The sequence below is a fragment of the Endozoicomonas sp. PH6C genome, assembly GCF_059322965.1.
Map to the genome: position 1 here is coordinate 1590386 of NZ_CP185342.1, position 19738 is coordinate 1610123.

The 19738-nt window shown below is 45.0% G+C and carries 8 protein-coding genes; 6 read left to right on the forward strand and 2 right to left on the reverse strand.

Features of this window, described 5'->3' with window-relative positions:
• Positions 1-425 precede the first annotated feature (425 nt).
• Complete coding sequence (locus ACOMG9_RS06305; protein WP_448216220.1) at positions 426-3716, forward strand: hypothetical protein; 3291 nt, start codon at positions 426-428, stop codon at positions 3714-3716.
• Between the two features lie 537 nt (positions 3717-4253).
• Positions 4254-7655, forward strand: coding sequence for a DEAD/DEAH box helicase family protein (locus ACOMG9_RS06310; protein ID WP_448216221.1), 3402 nt, complete (start codon positions 4254-4256; stop codon positions 7653-7655).
• A gap of 160 nt (positions 7656-7815) precedes the next feature.
• On the opposite strand, the gene ACOMG9_RS06315 is transcribed toward ACOMG9_RS06310, so the two are convergent.
• Both ACOMG9_RS06315 and ACOMG9_RS06320 read right to left on the reverse strand, forming a co-directional pair.
• Positions 7816-8091 (reverse strand): helix-turn-helix domain-containing protein, encoded by a 276-nt coding sequence (locus tag ACOMG9_RS06315; protein WP_494529954.1) that lies wholly within the window; start codon positions 8089-8091, stop codon positions 7816-7818.
• A complete protein-coding gene (locus ACOMG9_RS06320; RefSeq protein ID WP_448218618.1) occupies positions 8088-8438 on the reverse strand; it encodes a type II toxin-antitoxin system RelE/ParE family toxin in 351 nt (116 codons plus the stop codon). Before ACOMG9_RS06320 ends, ACOMG9_RS06315 begins: the two co-directional genes overlap by 4 nt.
• Positions 8439-8563: 125 nt before the next feature.
• Between ACOMG9_RS06320 and ACOMG9_RS06325 the strand changes: the two genes are divergently transcribed.
• The 4 genes from ACOMG9_RS06325 (at position 8564) to ACOMG9_RS06340 (ending at position 19634) form a co-directional block, all read left to right on the forward strand.
• Positions 8564-10216: a type I restriction-modification system subunit M gene (locus ACOMG9_RS06325; protein WP_494529955.1), complete on the forward strand. Its 1653-nt coding sequence runs from the start codon at positions 8564-8566 to the stop codon at positions 10214-10216.
• Positions 10213-11334 carry a restriction endonuclease subunit S gene (locus tag ACOMG9_RS06330; RefSeq protein WP_494529956.1) on the forward strand — a complete coding sequence of 374 codons (1122 nt, stop codon included), beginning with the start codon at positions 10213-10215 and terminating at the stop codon, positions 11332-11334. The genes ACOMG9_RS06325 and ACOMG9_RS06330 overlap by 4 nt, the downstream gene beginning before the upstream one ends.
• 419 nt (positions 11335-11753) lie before the next feature.
• Positions 11754-16166, forward strand: coding sequence for a hypothetical protein (locus tag ACOMG9_RS06335; protein WP_494529957.1), 4413 nt, complete (start codon positions 11754-11756; stop codon positions 16164-16166).
• 195 nt (positions 16167-16361) lie between these two features.
• Positions 16362-19634, forward strand: a complete 3273-nt coding sequence (locus ACOMG9_RS06340; RefSeq protein WP_494529958.1) for a hypothetical protein — start codon at positions 16362-16364, stop codon at positions 19632-19634.
• The last annotated feature ends 104 nt before the right edge of the window (positions 19635-19738 follow it).

The following is a 19738-nucleotide window of genomic DNA, read 5'->3' on the forward strand; positions in this document are numbered from 1 at the left end:
ATTTTTTTTCAAGCTATGGCAAGGTAGAATCAATACACCGGGGATAATAATATGAAATGACGTAGATATCCCACCAGTGCATCCAACATCTCAGGCTATTTAAGTACCTAACCAGTTGGTTTCGCATATTCTGGACGGCGGCTTTTTCCATCCTTCTGCGTTCCAACTCTGGTTGCGTAGCTATGGCTACGCGCCCGTCGTTGCGCCTTGAAGGATGAAAAAATCCACTCGCCAGAATATGCGAAACCAACTGGCCAGGTACTTATATGATTTTGTATTGGGCTGACCAGGCTTGCGGCTTTTTTTCAACTCAAGGATTCTTCAGCTGTGGAACTTTCGTTTAACTAACGTGTCTAAATTACAATATCTCTCCAGGTGGGCTCACCCTCATCAAGATTAAGGACAATTAAAGTAAGATAAAAACGATGGAACCATTATCTCAAGACTCACGTAATCAGGTGCCAAATGCCTCTTCTTACCGTGCTACAGCCGCTTTTATAGAAGATGCTACAACGAAGTGCATTGTTTCCGGCAGGGCCGTTAGCCCCGCCAGCAGTGGTGCATTTGGAGTCAATTGTGAAGATTTCACAGCCGATCGACAAAAAGAGATCGGAATTTCCTCCAGAGCCATTGCTTCAGATCCAGATACCTGTGAAGCCACTCAACGCAAACGCAAACGGCTCTTTACCGATGCCGGAGATATTGCTCTTAGGGTAAAACCTAAAGCATCATTACCCGGATCTTTAACAAAGTTTAAAGCCAATCCGGGTGACAACACTGCTATCTTGAACCAAAAACAAGTCGAGCTGATTCAAAAAGTCTTTGATGGTCGAAGCCGTGAACTCTCAGAAGAGGAATTTAAGAACGTTATCGACTATTTTTCACGAAAAAATTTTAGAGGTCACGTACCCAGAGTCTATTTAGAATCACCCGCCTTGATGAAAGAATTTTTAAGGAATGGTGTTTTGAAAGTTTATGAAATACCAAAGGATAAACTAACTAAAGATATACTTTTGTCTAAGAGCAGTTTTGGTATTAGTTGCTGTGACTTCGATAAACTACCAGACGAATTGAAAACAGATTTTGATTTTCTTATTGAATATTCATCCCGTAAAGGTATTCCCTTTGGCACACCGCCGGAACTGGCTGTTCTTATTTATGATTATCTGGACATCACGGAGAAAATAAAATCTCTCAATCAACTTCCGGACAGCTTTAAAAATAAAAATGATGATTTTTACGATGAACTCATTCATTCAGGAATGATAAAGCTTGAAGACCTTCCAGAACACGTCAAGAGCAAAAACAAAGAATACTGTCTTTCGCAATTATCAAAAGGCCTGTGTGAATTATCAGAAGTTCCGGTTCATTTGTTGACGAAAGAATCCATTCTGGATTCGATCAAGGGTAAATATTACTGGCGTAACTTTAGTAGTGTTTTTTTTGATGAATACAAGGTTTTTATCAAGGACTCTGTATTTTTTGAAGAAGTACTGGTCAGGGCTGTAACAGCTGATTTGGAAAGTGTTATTAAATATGATTCTTCATTGAAATATTCTTCAGGGGATTTATGTATGCAGCAAGCATATTGTTACGCCTCAAAAAGATATAATTCAGACGCAGAAATGCTTGCTTTGTTATTTGAGAAACTGGTAAGAGTTAATCCTTTTTTTTTAGTTTATATTGAGGATTTAAATGCTGAGTTGGCGCAGAATTTAATCGATAAAGCAAAGGATTCATTATTGAAAATATTAAGCGGAAGGCCTGAAGTAATCCCAGGCTTTCATGTTGGAGTCCTTAAAGTTTTCTTTGATAAAGTTAATGCAGATAACGAATTTAAAACCCATGTCTTGAGTATTGTCTATCGATATTTTCCTTACCAGAATAACAGCAAGACTTCTGAGGAAATTCTGCAACAGCAAGATGAGATAGTACTTGGTACTGAACCCTTTGACAGGGGATATAGTCACTTTCTGAGCCGAAAGTTACGGCCAGCCAATCCTCAGATTGCATTAGATTACATTGAACGGAATCTGGATTTCTTGTACTTTTTTGACGACAAAGAATATCTGAAGCGGTGCTGCATTGATCCAATAATCAGGCAAAAGCTCATACACATACTTGCAGAAAGGTTGGTTTCTGACAAACAGGCGCTATTGATATACTGGCAAGATCGTCTACCTCGACGATTACTGGATGATACGCTGGAATTTCTCAAAGATCCGGCACTTTTCTCTAAACTGGATTCTTCCGACAAATTGACAGAACCCGTTAATCCTCTTAAATTTCAACTGCCCAATACTTCGGCATTCGAATTGCTGGTAGCTGCTCACGCGTTTGGTTTTAAACCTGCGGATCCGGCCTCCGGTCGTCAGTTGCAGTCAGAGTTTGCCCATTCCGGTGAAACAGGCTTTCAATGGGTTTATTCTGGTCAGGATCTGCTATCACTGTTCGAAAAAGAGGGCACCATTGTTGGTGGTCGTACACTGGCAATACCTAATGGTGAAGAGGTTGATTACTATAAGTTCCATCGGGTCGGAGAGTGCATGTCTACTTTGGCGGAAGAAGGCATTATGCATAAATTTATTGCCAAAAGTGACCGCTTTAAAAGCCAGAAACCCCGTTTTGGCCAGTATCTTGCCGTACTGGAAAAGGATCTCCCTGAGAAGACCCGAGGTTTCACTGACCGCTTGCAAGTCATCAATGTTGATGGTGAAAGAGCCATACTGGTCTATCACTTCAAAGCGACAAACGACTATGGTGTATACGCTTACACTCCTGATGAAAAAAACACTCCTTATGCGACTGCTGAGCGAGGTCTATTGAATGGCATTCATGATATTGGCTTACTTAATGGCCAGTTTGGCATTATGCCATCGTCAACGGTACCGTCATTTCACGCTATCGGACGTCGTTGGGTATTTCTGAGTCCGTTGTTGGGGAACTCGCAATATTTTGCCCTCCCATTACCCGGGGATTTCAAAGGCTGGATCGAAGCTATTGAACGTCCTGATTTTGGCTGGGCTGGTCTACGGGATTGGGGCGATGTGGAGTTTTATGGCTCTATGAAAAGTGGCCTGGCTGCCGCAGACTCTATATCGTCGGGTTATACTCCAGAGGTTTTGCAACGATTAAGCTTCGCCAATGCTCTGTGCGAAAACCTGCTGGCAGCTGTGTTATTAAGATCACGCTTGCGTCGGGACTCCCCGGATTATCATTATCAAAAACAATCGGCATTGAAAGAGACAGAAAACTTTATTGAACAGCTACTGAACGAATACCTGTCGGGCCTGTTTGCAAAAGAAAAAGAATTACAGCCCAAGGCAAGATTGCAAGAGTTCATGCAGTTAAACGATACCAAATACCGTTCATGGCTGACTCGGACAGCTCAGGAGATCCTGTACTGGACGGCCCTGCAACCTCATGAGGTCAAAGACCCCTCTGCATTTCCCTCTTCTGATGAGTGTTACTCAGAGCACTTAAAGAAAAATGGACATCTTGATGAAATGTTGTACTCGAAATTGCATCCTGTGGACACGCAGAAAAAATTCCCCGGAGACTTTTACAAAGCCAATGGTCAGCCCAATCTCGGAGCCACTAACGGTGTTTTTCCTCTGGTCAGTCTGACCAAGGGGCTTACGCTGTTGGCTGCCAATATTTTTGCATTCTCAGATCAATACTCCGAGGATGATAATTTGGCTTGGTCCAAGTTGTAGATAAGCAAATGGTGATTTACCAGGACTTTTCCACAGCAGTCCAGACAGGGAATACGACTGGATAACCTGAAGAATGTTTTTCTTCGCTGGCATGAGAATCGAGTTGAAAAGTCCAGGCAGGCAGGTCTTTCAGAGCCCGAAAAATTTACGCAAGGGACATCGGAAGAGCGGCCAACTATCTATTGACTGATGCAGGGGTAAGGGCAGAAGACAGTAATCTGCTCCAGTCACATGGCCAAACCGACATTGTTAAAAAACACTATGACCGCCATCATCATTTACCCGCCAAGCGTGCCGCTATTCGGCTCTATGAAAAAGAGCTGAGGCATTTGCTCGCTGGAAGCAAGGTTTATCGGAATATTGGGAAATATTAGCTGGCAGAGCCAATGTCTTGATTAAAAAGCGACAGATGCCCATAGTCAGGGAAAAGTAATGTGTGATGGAGTAAAAAAACGACGTAAGCAAGCCAATTTATTTTTCAAATCAAACGTAGAATAATAACGAGCATTCAGAAACCTTTGACAAGATGTTTGTCCAATGACGTCAGTTAACTTTGAAATGCTTCGTTCCAAATGGCCGGAACTGGCGAATCTTGGTGCTCAGGCCGAGCAATATGTGCACTCTGATCCTGAAAGCAGTGTGGTTAAACTGCGCAATTATCTGGAGCTGATCGTTCGTTGGTTATACCGTCATGAACGTCTTCAGCAAGGTTACCGATCCAGTGTCTATGATCTGATTTCTGACGATACCTTCCAAAGCATCATCCCCAAGCCTATCTCCATGAAGATGGATGCACTGCGTATTCATGGCAACCGGGCTGCTCATGGTGATCCTGTTAAAGCTGAGGATGCTCAGTGGCTGCTCAAGGAAGCCCATATCGTGGGGGCCTGGATGTACCTGAAGTATGCGGGTGGCCATGCCGATGACTTTGCGAAATTTCAACTGCCCTCTCCCCCAAAAGCCTCCTCAGAGATTCATCCAAAAGAACTGAAGAAAAAGCAGGAACAATTAGAGCAAGCCAAAACCGACCTGGAAGAAGCTCAGAAGCGGGAAATTTCCATTCTCCGTGATCTTCAGATTGCCAAGGAAAAAGCTGACGAGCTGGAAGCCCGATTAGAACAAAGTCGCAAACAGGGTGAGCAGGCAGCAAGCGTTTTAGACATGGATGAGGCGGAGACGCGTCGCCGTCTGATTGATTCCCGGTTAATGGCGGCAGGCTGGAATGTTGCCGAAGGTGTCCAGAACACTCTGCAGGTCACCCAGGAACACCCGGTCAAGGAGCAACCTACTCCAACCGGTGACGGTTATGCAGACTATGTGCTTTGGGATGATAAAGGCTTGCCAATTGCTGTTGTTGAAGCCAAACGCACCAAAGTCGATGCTGAAAAAGGCCGCAAGCAAGCCCAACTCTATGCCAACTGGCTGGAGAAGGAATCTGGCCAGCGTCCACTGATCTTCTACACCAACGGCAACGATATTTTTATTTGGGATGACCACCCTGCCCGCAACTATCCACCTCGCAAACTGTTTGGCTTTTATAGTCCCCAAAGCTTGCAGTATCTGATCCAGCAAAGGAATAGCTGTCGTCCTTTGGAGTCCGTTTCAGTGGACACCAGCATTGCTGGCCGCCTTTATCAGATGGAAAGTATCAGTCGAGTCAGCGAGCGTTTTTCTGACCGTCATCGCAAGGCTTTGATCGTGCAAGCCACAGGCACCGGTAAGACCCGAGTCGCCATTGCTCTGACCAAAAAGTTGCTGGATGCCCGATGGGCCAAGAGAGTGCTGTTTCTCTGTGACCGAAAAGAGCTCAGGAAACAGGCCCGAAATGCTTTTAATGAGTTTGTGAATGATCCGATCTTTGTGGTGGGAAGAACGGACAAGAAATATCAGGATAACTCCCGCATCTACATTTCGACTTATCCTGGCATGATGAACATTATGGATCAGTACGATGTGGGCTATTTTGACCTGATCATTGCCGACGAATCGCACCGTTCTATCTATAACGTTTACGGTGATCTGTTCAAATACTTTGATGCTCTGCAGGTAGGTCTGACCGCTACACCCGTAGATATGATAGGTCACACCACTTATGGACTGTTTGGTTGCGAAGGCCGGATTCCTACCTTTGAATATTCTCTGGAAGCGGCCATTGCTGACTCTTACCTGACTCCCTACGAGATCATTACCCACACCACACAGTTCCTGCGAGAAGGCATCAAGCAGGACAAGTTGAGCGATGAGCAGATTGCTGAACTGGAAGAGCAAGGGATAGACCCGAATACCCTGGAGTTTGAAGCCAAAGCGGTTGATAAGGCGATCTTCAACCGGGATACCAACCGGGCCATCATGCGAAACCTGATGGAAAATGGACTGCGAGATAAAGATGATCAGCTGCCCGGTAAAAGCATCGTCTTTGCCCGCAGTCATAAACATGCGGTGCTGCTGCAGAGTGTGTTTGATGAAATGTATCCCCAGTTTGCAGGCAAGTTCTGTCAGGTAATTGATAACTACGATCCCCGTGCCGAGCAGCTGATTGATGATTTCAAAGGGGGTGATCAGTCCACCAATGATGAGCTGACCATAGCGATCTCGGTGGATATGCTGGATACCGGAATTGATGTACCGGAAATAGTGAACCTGGTCTTTGCCAAACCCATCAAATCCAAAGTGAAATTCTGGCAGATGATTGGGCGGGGAACCCGGCTCTGTGAAAACCTGTATGGTCAGGGCAAGCATAAAGAAAAGTTCCGGATCTTCGACCACTGGGGCAACTTTGAATACTTTGAAGAAGACCCCGGAGAAGGAGAAGTCAGCCAAAACAAATCATTGGCCCAAAAACGTCTTGAAGCCTGGATTGAACTGGGCAAAGCCGCGCAGAAAAAGTTTGAACAGGGCAGCCTGAAAACCATCGCCAGGCAATTGCAGGAGCAAGTGGTAGGGTTGGATGAAAGCTCCATTGCTGTTCAGGAGAAATGGCAAACCCGCGACCGGCTCATGGATCTGAAAGTCCTCGAACAGTTCGCACCACAAACCCGGCAGCAACTTCAGGATGAAATAGGCCCTCTCATGCAATGGCTGGATGTGCGGGGGCAGGGCAATGCTCTGCGCTTTGATATGGATATGATCGAAGCCCAGACAGCGCTCTACACCAATAAAGACCGCTTGATGAAGCCCTGGTCTACAGTGGTCAACAAACTCGATATGCTGCCGCCTCACCTGGCTCAGGTTCAGCAACAGGGTGAGATTATCAATCAGGTGCGTGACCCTGATTGGTGGCAAAACGCCAGCTTTGCAGAGCTCGAACATGTTCGGACCCGTTTGCGAGGCATTATGTACCTGATGGAAGGCGAGGTCGCTCCACCGCCAGCTGAACCTGTGTATCTGGATGTCAAAGAAGATCAGGCTCTCTATGAAATCGGTCAGCGAGAAAGCAAGATCAAGTCAGTGGATCTCAAGCTCTATCGCCAGCAGGTGCAGGGTGCTCTGGAACCCCTTTTTACAAGCCATCCGGTGCTGCTGAAAATTCGTAACGGGCAACCGGTGGATGAAAAAGAGCTGGAAGAACTGGCCAAGCTGGTAATGGTTCAGAACCCCAATGTGGATATTCGGGCTTTAAAAGAGTTTTACCCTGAAGCTTCCGCCGGGCTGGATCAGATTCTGCGCACACTGATCGGCATGAACAGCAGTGCCGTGGCGGACAAGTTTGCCGGGTTTGCTGCCCAGTACAACCTCAACAGTCAGCAGATCCGTTTTCTGGATATGCTGAAAAACCATATCCGGGACTTCGGCACCGTGGAAATGAAGCAGCTCTTCGAGCAGCCCTTTACCCGTATTCATGGCGAAGGCATTACCGGTGTATTCACTGATATGACCCAGGTGATGGCCATTAAGGAAATCGTGGACGGTTTTTCGGTTAATTTAGGGGAGTCAGCTTAAGTAGACACTGGCTCTCTGACGCTTCAGGAAGCCAAAGACAGCTCAGAGGTAGAGAATATTGTCACCGCTCATGACTGGTTAATGTTCATGCTTGAAGCAGTGTCAGAAAGGTCGCAAGAAACCACAGCCTTGATGGGTGAAATAAACGTCCAGATGCAGCTTAAATTAGCCGAATTTCCAGCTTTTTACCCAAGGCAGCAGCAAAGCGCTCAAGTGTAGAGAGTTTTACATCTTCAGAATTGTTTTCGATACGGGATATCGCGCTTTTATGGGTTTGTAGCTTTTGTGCCAGCTGGAGCTGGGTCAACCCTGCTTCTTTTCTGGCCTCCTTGAGCAATACTCCAAACTTGAACGACTCATAGCCCTCATCATAACCGTCGGCAAATTCCGGATCTCGGGTTTTCCTGTCTTGAATGTACTGATCCAGATCTCTCATAATATCCTCCTGTTCAGATAATCCCTGCGACGCTTTTCAGCCAGCTTGATGGCTTTTGACGGTGTCTTCTGTGTCTTTTTTTGAAAAGCGTGATTTAATACGATCAAGCTGCCTCCGTCAAAGAAACCCAGCAGACGAAATATAACACTTCCAGATTGAACTCTAACCTCCCAGATTTCCTCAGTGCCAACCAACTTTTTAAAATAACTGCTCGGTACTTTCTCCTGCTCCTGAACCAGCTTCAGAACCCAGGTAACTTTTCGAGCCTGCTGGCTGCTCAGGGTATTCAGAAAATCGGCAACAGGCGTTTTGCCGTCTTCCGTTGTATAAAAACTGATTACACGCATGGTCACAGGTTAACACAGGTGTAAACTTTTTCCAGCCGGTTTCTGGTAGAAAATTCGGGTTCTGCCAGCCAGTAAAGGATATAATCAGCGATATTTTTCTGAATAACTCCGAGATATTCCCCTCCATGATCACAGGCGAACTGAAAAGCAAAATCGACAAGCTCTGGGAAGAGTTCTGGGTCGGTGGTATTACCAATCCGCTCACCGTGATTGAGCAGATCACCTATCTGATGTATTCCCGCATGCTCGACACCATGGAGAGCAAGGACGAGCAGAAAAAAGCCCTGGCCGGTGTCGATTTCAACCCCCGCTTTCAGTCGTACCAGCAGGATTGCCGGTTCAGTCATTACTGCAACCTGGGCGCTGACGAAATGATGGAAGTGGTGCGGGATGAAGTTTTCCAGCACTTCAGAAGCCTCTCTACCGAAAAAGGCGACGAAGGTTCACTATTGGGCGAATTTATGAAAGACGCCCGTCTGGAAATCGTAAAGCCCAACCTGCTGGTTAAAGCGGTAGAGATGATCAAAAACCTGCCGCTGGATCGGGGCGACACCAAAGGTGATCTTTACGAGTACCTCCTCAGCAAGCTGACCACAGCGGGTATTAATGGCCAGTTCCGTACACCGCGCCATATTATTCGGGCCATGGTGGAAATGATGGAGCCTAACCCGGCCCGGAGCGAGCGCATCTGTGATCCGGCCTGTGGCACGGGTGGCTTTCTCTCCACTACCTATGAATACCTGCTGGAAAAATACAGCTCTCTGGACAGTATTCATACCGAAACCGTCACCAACGAGAAAGGCGAGCTGGAACAACAGAAAGTTTTTTCCGGTGACCTGCTGAGCAAATACCGCCAGCATGTGGACTTTGATATGTTCCACGGCTACGACTTTGACTCCACCATGCTGCGCATTGCCGCCATGAACCTGATTATGCACGGCGTGGACGAGCCGGATATTCACTATCAGGACACCATGAGCCAGAGCTTTAGTGATCGTTACCCTGAAGCATCCCACAACGGCTTTCATCTGATTCTCGCCAACCCACCGTTTACCGGGACCCTGGACGAAGAAGACATTGACCCCGATATTCTGAAACTGGTCAAAACCAAAAAGACCGAGCTGCTGTTTGTCGCCCGAATCCTGCAAATGCTGAAAATCGGTGGTCGTAGCGCCACAGTTGTCCCTCAGGGTGTGTTGTTCGGTTCGAGCAAAGCCCACCAGAGCCTGCGGAAAACCCTGGTAGAAGACAACCAGCTGGAAGCCGTCGTAAACCTGCCTTCCGGTGTCTTCAAACCTTATGCTGGTGTAGCTACAGCTATCCTGATTTTCACCAAGGGCGGCGAAACCGACAACGTCTGGTTCTACGATCTGAAACACGACGGCTTTAGTCTGGATGACAAACGTAATTCTGTTGAGAAAAATGACTTGCCTCATCTGGTGGCCAGCTGGAAAGCGTTCCGTAAAAGTAAGCAGTTGCCAGTAGAAGAGTTTACAGGGCACAAACTCCGTTATACCGACGATACCTCACGTCATTCCTGCGAAGCTGGAAATCCACCCCTCATAGAAAACAACGACTGGATTGACCGCACCCAAAAAGCGTTTGTTGTACCCAAACACGACCTGAAAGCCAACAAATACGACCTGACCATCAATCGCTATAAAGAAGTGGTGTATGAGGAAGAGGTTTATGATCCGCCCAAGGAGATTTTGGGGCGTCTGAAGGCTTTGGAAGCTGCGATTCAGCAGGAGCTGGTTGAGTTGGAGGGGATGTTGTGAGCTTCTTCCAAAATGAGAAGGGCTGGCCGCTAAAGCCTCTCAAGGAAATAGCAACGTTAAAGCGTGGTTATGATCTCCCAGTTCAAAACAGATTTCCAGGTGATATTCCAATATTTGCTGCAAACGGGGTAAATGGCTCACACAATGACTTCATGGTGAAGGGGCCTGGAGTCGTCACTGGACGAAGCGGGACTATCGGTAAGGTTCATTATGTTGCTGGTGATTTTTGGCCACTAAACACAGCTCTATATGTGCAAGATTTTCACGGAAATGACCCGCGATGGGTTATGTACATGCTTCAATCTTTCAAACTTGAACGTTTCGTTAGAGGCGCAGGTGTACCAACCCTGAACAGAAATTTAGTGCATGATGAACAGGTCCCACTCCCCCCACTCCCCGAACAAAAACGCATCGCCGCCATTCTGGATAAAGCCGACCAGCTGCGCCAGAAACGCCAGCAGGCCATCGGTCTGGCCGACGAATTCCTGCGCAGTGTGTTCCTGGATATGTTTGGTGATCCGGTGACGAATCCTAAGGGGTGGGAGGTGAAAGACATTTCAGAAGTTTGTACTGATATTGTCGACTGCGTAAACAGAACAGCACCAGCAGTTGATTATAAAACACAGTATAAGATGATCAGAACAACCAATGTTCGGAATCACAAGCTGAATCTGATCGACTTGAAGTGTGTAGAAAAAGACGTATATGAAAAGTGGATTCGCCGTTTGAAGCCTCGGAAGGGCGATATCATTTTTACTCGTGAAGCCCCTGCAGGTGAAGCAGGCATAGTAGATACAGACGAACTCATTTTTCTAGGGCAAAGGACTATGCACTTCCGACCGAATTCAAATTGCATGAAATCATCGTTTCTGCTGTATGAGTTAATGGACAATGGCATTAAGCATCAAATTCGCAAGTTGAGCTCAGGATCGACAGTTACACACCTATCCGTACCTGAGTGTAAAAAATTTAAAGTTCGTGTCCCACCAGTTGAGATGCAAGATAAATTTGAGCAAATAAGAGCTCAGATAGAATGTTTGCAGGAAAAGAATCAACAAGCTGAATCATTTCCATTGTTCAACTCCCTCAGCCAAAAAGCCTTCGCCGGAGAACTGTAAGCCGAACTGAATATTCATCCGATGGTGGCATGGTAACCGTGCTACCATGCAATCCATGTTCGCTTCTTTATAAAGACAAGGCTATAGCAGATATTTTTAACGGTAAGGCTTCCCGCCTGGCCCGCAAAGTCTGTCCTCAGTCGTTTTGGCGAATCGCCGCAAGAAAGTTGGTACAGCTGGATTCTGTGCTAATCCTGGATGAACTGAAGGTTCCACCGGGTAACTGTCTTGAAGCCTTGACCCGAGACCGGAAAGGGCGTGAAATTCGTATGATTTTTTTGCCGGAATCAAAAATATTGACTAGGCTCATGCACTGATAGCGGTCGTCATGAGTTGTTGATGCCTGTCTCAATGGTAAAAACAATAAAGACCATTATTTGTTTTCGTGCGTTCATCAATGATTGGATTTAAACAATCTCATGAGAAGATACGCATTATTTTTTATTTTTACCCTGCAGTTGTCCTGGGCAAGCATCAGCAACTCAGATACGGATAATCACGGTTATCGTGAAGCTGAAAGCGGGTTAAATACACTTTCACCTTTTGATTTTGAGTTTCACAGCGTGTCGCCATTGGGCTTCTTTTTCCGTCTTGGAGATGATTTTACTTATCGCCGTTATGGCGATTATTTATCGCTGAACGGTTTGCGCACACTGCCCACGCTGGCGTTTAACGCCATGATTTACTGGATGGTGAGTAAAACTACAGCCTCCGTACTGAGCCGCTGGACAGAAAACCCTTTGATGCTGCACACCGCTCAAGTCTTGTCCATGGCCATTTTGCCCGGTGTAAAAAGTGCCTTGTACACTTGGTATACCGGGACTCGTTTGGGATCAGAACAAATTCAGGTGGACCCTCCTCACATCCGCAAGCGATTTTACCTGGAGCTGATTTACCAGCAGCAAAGTCACCAGCAGACTTTGCGAATAACGCCATTCCCGTTGAACCCATCCATCAGCCCCTGGTTGGCCGAGACTCCATTACCTGAGGGCTACTCCCCCTGGCTGGAGCTGTACGAGGCCAGTTCGCAACACGGTGTCGTTCATATTGATCTCTCATGGGTTTCACCCATGGCGGCAAATGCCATTCGCATTGATATTGACTATTCAGACAAAAGCAGGGAGTCAACTTTAGTCACACTGACCAACACTGGAAACTCACAAAGTTTACCGGTGAGTATTGAGTCGTTGTTGCATAATGAGGCGAAAGATTTTGCCAATGGTTTTTCCATTGCCAGCCTGCTAAGCGATGCGGTCATTAAAAACACCATAGCTTTGATCCAAAATCCGGATTCGGCCTCAACCAGCCTCCCTGTGTCACAGGTCGCTGGCAACGTTGAATTTGAGGCGGATGGTCATAGCGGTCAGCTCTCACTTTGTGGCGAGCAGCAACCCGAATGCAACAGCCATCTGCAATTGACCTATAAACTGTTTCCATACCCGCATTTTGGTATGACTTTGCAGGGGCAGCAGGACATCAAAACCAGCGTTGACGCGACCATTAAACAGCTGGCGAATGCCAACCGCGCTGAGCTAATTCTGCAACTGCTGGAAAAGGCGGTTCTACACTTTTTCATAGCCTCTTTTCAGCAAAACAATCAGGAGCCAGAGAATACTGGCAAGCCTTATTTTCAGGCCTCCTCTCAACCTAACGAAAGAAGCCTTAAAACGATCATAAACACCCCTCACAATAAACTTGCTAAAGCGTTGCAGCCAGTGGTTAAAACGTTGATGCCAGAAGGTGGTATCTGGAAATCAGGAAAGCTCTCCGACGTTCCACCGGTGCTGTGGGTGCTGCATCCTGCGTTATTTAGAAGTTTTATGGTAAAGCCCGAAGTCTCATCATCCGAACCTTTAAAAAGGTTTAAGGCCAGTCCGGGTGTGAACACCGCTCTTCTTACCGGGAAACAAGTCGAGTTGATTCAAAAGGTCCTTGATGGCAAAGCCAGTGAAATCACAGAAGATGAATTCGTGAACGTTATCGACTATTTTACAATAATAAATTCCAGGCAATATGTGCCTGATGCTTATCTAGAATCACCCAGCCTTATGAAAGACTTTGTGAGGAATGGTATTTTGTGCGCTGACGAAATACCAGTAGATAAACTAACTAAAGATATACTTTTAGCTCAGAGCGATGGTATTCATACTCTTACCCGCTATGATAAATTACCTGATGAATTGAAAAAAGATCTTGATTTTCTTATTGAATTTTCAGGGCGTTATGGCATTCCCTACAGCACACCAGCAAAATTGGCAATTTTTATTTATTGTCACTTGGACACCGTGGAAAAAACAGGGTCCTTGCATCGTCTTCCAGCCAGTTTTAAAAGTGAGTACTTATACGACGAGCTCATTCGTTCAGGAATGATAGAGGTTGATGACCTTCCAGAACGCATTAAAAATAAAAACAAAGCCTTCTGCCTTTCACAATTGGCAAATGGCTTTTGTGAATTATCAGACGTTCCGATTCATTTTATGACAAAAGAATCCATCCTGAGTTCGATTAATAATGGTAAACATTTGAGTCGTAATTTTCGTAGAATTTGTTCCGATGAATACAAAATGTTCACCAGTGATCCTGTTTTTTATGAAGAATTACTGGTTAAGGTCGTCACAGTCGAATTGGAAATGTTGGATAAGTTCGATTCTGAATTATACTCTTATTCAAACAATTCCTGCTTGTGTGAGGTACATAACTCTGCCTTAAAAAGATATGAGGCAGATGGGGAGAAATTTGGTTTATTATTAAAAAAACTGACAAAAGCAAATCCTTTTATTTTGCTTTACACTGTAAATTTGGATGATGCCTTGCTTCAGGAATTAATCGGCATAGCAAAGGAATCATTATTAGACATATTGAGCAGGAGACCTAAAATAAGTCATGGCTTTTACCCTGGACTAATTGATGGTTTCTTTGAAAGAGTGAATGCAGATGAGAGTTTTAAAGTCCGTATCCTGAATATTGTTTATCCTTATGTTCTTGCTCATATTGGGGAGGCTTTCAAACCCCGTACTCGTTTTCCAGAGCAAATCCTCAAGGAGCAAGATAAAATGGTGCTCAAATCCAGGCCCTTTCACAAGGGAAAAGAGCATCTTCTGTTCAGAAAGTTACGGCCTGTCGATCGTAGCATTGTAGTAGAATACATTGAACGACACAGGGAGTTTGTGTACTTTTTTAAAGACAAAGAATATCTCGAAAGTTGCTGCACTGACCCGATACTCCGGCAAAGACTCATATATACATTTGCACAAAGGCTTGTTGCCAATAAACATGATTTATTGCATGATTTTAAGGATAATCTGCCCCGACAATTGCTGGATGATACTCTTGATTTTCTCAAAGATCCGGCACTTTTTTTCAAACTGGATTCTTCTGAAAAACTCACAGAACCCGTTAATCCTCTGGAATTTCAACTGCCTAATACTTCGGCATTCGAATTACTGGTGGCTCTTCACGCATTTGGTGTTCATTTTGCGGATCAAGACTCCACTCGACAATTAAAGTCAGAGTTCGTTCGTGCCGCTGAAACAGAGTTTCAACCGGTTTATCCTGGTCAACATCCGATAACACTGTTTGAGAAAGAAGGTACCATCGTTGGTGGACGTACACTGGCAATAGCCAATGGTGAAGAGGTTGATTACTATAAATTCCATCGGGTCGGAGAGTTGAAGACGGCCCTGGCGAAAGAAGGCATTATGCATCAATTTGCTGCCAAAAGTGACCGCTTTAAAAGTCAGAAACCCCGTTTTGGCCAGTACCTTCTGGTGCTGGAAAAGGATCTTCCCAAGGGTACCGAAGGTTTCACTGATTGCTTACAAGCGAGCGATTTTGATGGTAAAAGAGCCTGTCTGGTCTATCACTTCAAGGCGACAAACAACTTTGCTAAATACGCTCACACTCCTGATGTAACCGGAACCCCTTATGCGACAGCTGAGCAGGGTCTACTGAAGGGCATTCATGATATTGGCGTACTTAATGGCCAGTTTGGCATTATGCCTAAGTCCAGTTTACCGTCCTATCACGCTAGCCAACGTCCCTGGGTGTTCCTGAGTCCGTTGTTGGACGAGTCACTTTATTCTGTCTTCCCCTTACCCAGAGAGTTTACGGGCTGGATCGAAGCTATTGAACGTCCTGAATTCGGCTGGAATGGTTTAAGGGATTGGGGCAATATGGAGTCTTATGGCGCTGTGAAAAGTGGCCTGACTAACAGAGACTTAAAAACTACGGATTATTCTCCGGAGGTTTTGCAACGGCTAAGCTTTGCCAATGCTATTTGCGAAAAATTGCTGTCAGCCGTGTTGTTGAGATCGCGCCTGCGTCGCAACTCCCCGGATTATCATTATCAAAATCTACAGGCAGTGAAAGAGACAGAAAACTTTATTGAACAGCTACTGAACGAATACCTTTCGGGTTTGTTTGCAAAAGAAAAAGAATTACAGCCCAAGTCAAGATTGCAGAAATTGATGCGACTTGACGATGCTAAATATCGTTCATGGTTGACTCGTACAGCCCAGGAGATTCTATACTGGACTGCCCTGCAACCTGATGAGGTCACAGACCCTTGTGCTTTTACCCCTTCTGGCGAGTGCTATTCAGAACATCTGAAACGCAGTGGACGCCTGGATAAAACACTGTACCCGAAACATTTACACCCCCTGGATGAGCATAAAAAATTTCCCAGAGATTTCCGCCTGGCTACTGGTCAGTCCATTCTTGGGGCCAGGCGCTCTGTTTTTCCCCTGATCAGTCTGGTTAAGGGGCTTACCCTGTTTGTCAGCAATATTTTTGCCTACGAAGACCAATATACCGAGGGTGCTGATTGGGAATAGCGTGGATATCCGCCACTGCATCCTGCATCCAGGGTTATTTAGATTATTTTGTGCCGTCCTGGCCCGGGCTGGGGGCTTTTTCCGACTCTGTGTTTTTTTGGAACTTTCATTTAGTTAATGAGTCTAAATTTTTAGCATTCTTTGTCTGAGCTACTTTGGGCAAGATTAAGGACAATTAAAGAAAGGATAAAAACATTGAATCTATTACCTCAAACCTCAGTTAAACATAGGCCAAATTCCTCTTCTGACAGAGCTAAAGCCGATGTTCCAGAAAATGCTAGAGAAAATCAGGGTAATATCTCCGGCAGAGTTGTCAGACCTGTCAGCGATGGAACGTTGGGCTTCAATCGAGAAGATTTCGAATCAGAACCCACAAAAGATCAAAAAGAGACCGGAATGTCCTCCAGAGTGGTTGTTTTAGATATAGATACCTGTGAAGCCAGTGTACGCAAAACAAAACTGAACTTTAACGATGCTGTAGATATTGGTCTTTCGATAAAGTCCGAAGCATCAACACCCGGAACTTTAAAAAAGCTTAAAGCGAGCCCGGGCACGAGCAATGCTATCTTTACGGAAGAACAAGTCGAGCTGATTCAAAAGCTTATTGATGGTCGAGGCCATGAACTCACAGAAGGTCAATTCACTAAAATTATCAGCTTTATAAGACGACAAGACCTTAGCCGATTTTTGCCTCGAGCTTATCATCAATCGCCAATTCTTATGAAAGAGTTTGTAAGACATGGTATTTTTGCGATTCAAGAACTACCAAAAAATAAGCTAACCAAGGGTATACTATTGGCCCAGCCTATGTATATACCTTACCGATGTGGCCTCGATGATCTAACCGATGAATTGAAATGTGATATTAATTTTCTTATTGAGTATTCGAATCTGTATGGTATTCCCCAAGATACACCATTCAGTCTGGCCGTTTTTATTTATAGCCACTTGAATACCACAGCGAAAATGAAATCGCTGGAAAATCTTCCAGTCAGTTTCAAAGATGATGATTTTTATGATGAACTTATTCGCTCAGGAATGATAAGGCTTAAAGACCTTCCAGAATATATTAAAAGTAAAAACGAAGCTTATTGTCTGTCACAACTATCAAAGGGTTTGTGTGATTTGCCAGAGGTTCCGGCTCAGTTTTTGACAAAAGAAGTTATTTTGGATTCGCTCAGTAGCTGTAATTGGTATCATAATTTTGAGAGTATTTACTACCAGAAATGCAACGTGTTCACCAAGGATTCTGTCTTTTTTGAAGAAATCATGCTCAAGGTGGTAACTGCTGAATTGGAAACAAATAATCTTGTCGATGATGCCTATCGAAGGTCCCTGTTCAGGGTATATTCTCTTGCTTCGAAACTGTATGAAAATGACAAAAAAAAATTTGGTCTTTTATTAAAAAAACTGGTGAAAGTTAATCCTTTTGTATTGAATTCTATTGGAAACCTGAGGGGTAGGCAGCTTAAGAAATTAATCGATATAGCAAAGCATTCATTATTGGACATATTAAGTAGTAGGCCTGAAGTAAGCCAAGGTTTTAGTATTTTGGCTCTTTATGGTTTCTTTGAAATAGTTAATGCAGACAGCGCTTTTAAAACCCATGTTTTGAATGTTGTTTATCCTTATTTTCCTGATCATGGGATCGAGTATCTTCCAGATGAAATTCAGAATGAGCTGGATCGAATAGTGCTCAAATCTGAAGCCTTTGATATGGGATGTCATCACATTCTGAACAGAAAGTTATTGCCCGCTGACCCTCACACTGTAATTGACTATATTGAACGGAATCGGGAATTTTTGAGGCTTTTTAACAATAAAGAATATTTGGAGAAGTCTTGCAATGATCCAATAGTCCGGAAAAGGCTCATTCCAATACTTGCAGAAAGGTTAGTTACTAATAAAGAAGATGTATTGTATGTTTGGCAATTTTGTCTCCCCCGACAATTATTGGATGATACTCTGGATTTTCTCAAAGACCCGGCACTTTTCTCGAAACTGGATGCTTCTGACAAATTGTCAGAACCCGTTAATCCTCTTAACTTTCAGCTGCGCAATACTTCGGCACTCGAATTAATATTGGCTACTCACGGACCTGATTTATATCCAGCAGGTAAAGACTCGGCTCGACAGTTAGAGTGTGAATTTGCCCATGCCGGTGGAGTAGTCTTCAAACCGGTTTATCCTGGTCAACACCCGATATCACTGTTTAACAAAGAAGGTACCATTGTTGGTGGTCGCACGCTGGCAATACCCAATGGTAATGAGGTTGATTACTATAAGTTTCTGCGGGTCGGAGAGTCCGAAGCCACTCTGGCACAAGAAGGCATTATGCATCAATTTATTGCCGAAAATGATCGATTTAAAAGTCAGAAACCGTGTTTTGGTCAGTACCTTGTTGTACTGGAAAAAGACCTTCCGGAGAGTACCCGAGGTTTCACTGACCGTTTAAAAGCGAGCTTTGTTAATGGTAAGTGCGATTTCAAGGTCTATCATTTCAAAGCCTCGGAGCACTACAGTCAATACGCTCACACTCCTGATGAAACCGACACTCCTTATGCAGCTGCCGAGCAGGGTCTATTGAAGGGTATCCACGATATTGGTGTACTTAATGGCCAGTTTGGCATTATGCCTACGTCAACGATACCGGCATTTCACGCTACCGGACGTCGTTGGGTGTTCCTGAGTCCGTTGTTGGGGAACTCGGATTATTTTGCCTTGCCACTTCCCGGAGATTTTAAAGGCTGGCTCGAAGCGATTGAACGTCCTGATTTTGGCCGGGATGGCTTACGGGATTGGGGAGATGTTGAGTTCTATGGCTCCATGAAAAGCGGTCTTGGTTCCAAAGACTCTAAAACCTGGGGTTATACTCCAGAGGTTATACAGCGACTAAGCTTTGCCAATGCCATTTGCGAAAACCTGCTGGCAGCTGTGTTATTAAGGTCACGCCTGCGTCGGGACTCCCCTGATTATCATTATTTAAATCAAAAGGCATTGAAGGAGACAGAAAACTTTATTGAACAGTTACTGAATGAATACCTGTCGGGTTTTTTTGGCAAAGAAAAAGAACTAAAGCCCAAGTCAAGATTACAAGAATTGATGCGGTTAGACGATTCCAAATACCGTTCATGGTTGACTCGCACAGCTCAGGAGATCCTTTACTGGACTGCCTTGCAACCCTGTGAGGTGACGGACCCTTGTGCCTCTCCCCTCTCTGGTGAGTGTTACTCGGAACACTTAAAGCAGAAGGGCTGTCTCGATGAAACATTGTACCCGAAACCTCTGCATCCCCTGGAAATACAGAAAAAATTTCCCAGAGACTTCTGCAGAGCGAATGGTCAGCTCAACCTCGGAGCCATTAACGCTGTTTTTCCACTGGTCGCTCTGGCCAGGGGGCTTACGCGGTTGGTCAGCAATATTTTTGCCTACGCAGCTCAATACAGCAAAGATGAAAGTATGGAATGATCTGGATATCCACAGTTCATCCTGTACCTCAGGCTATTCACATTGTTTTTTGCGACACTGGTCGGCCAGAGGTCTTCTTTCAGCTCTGTAATTTTTCTGTTTTG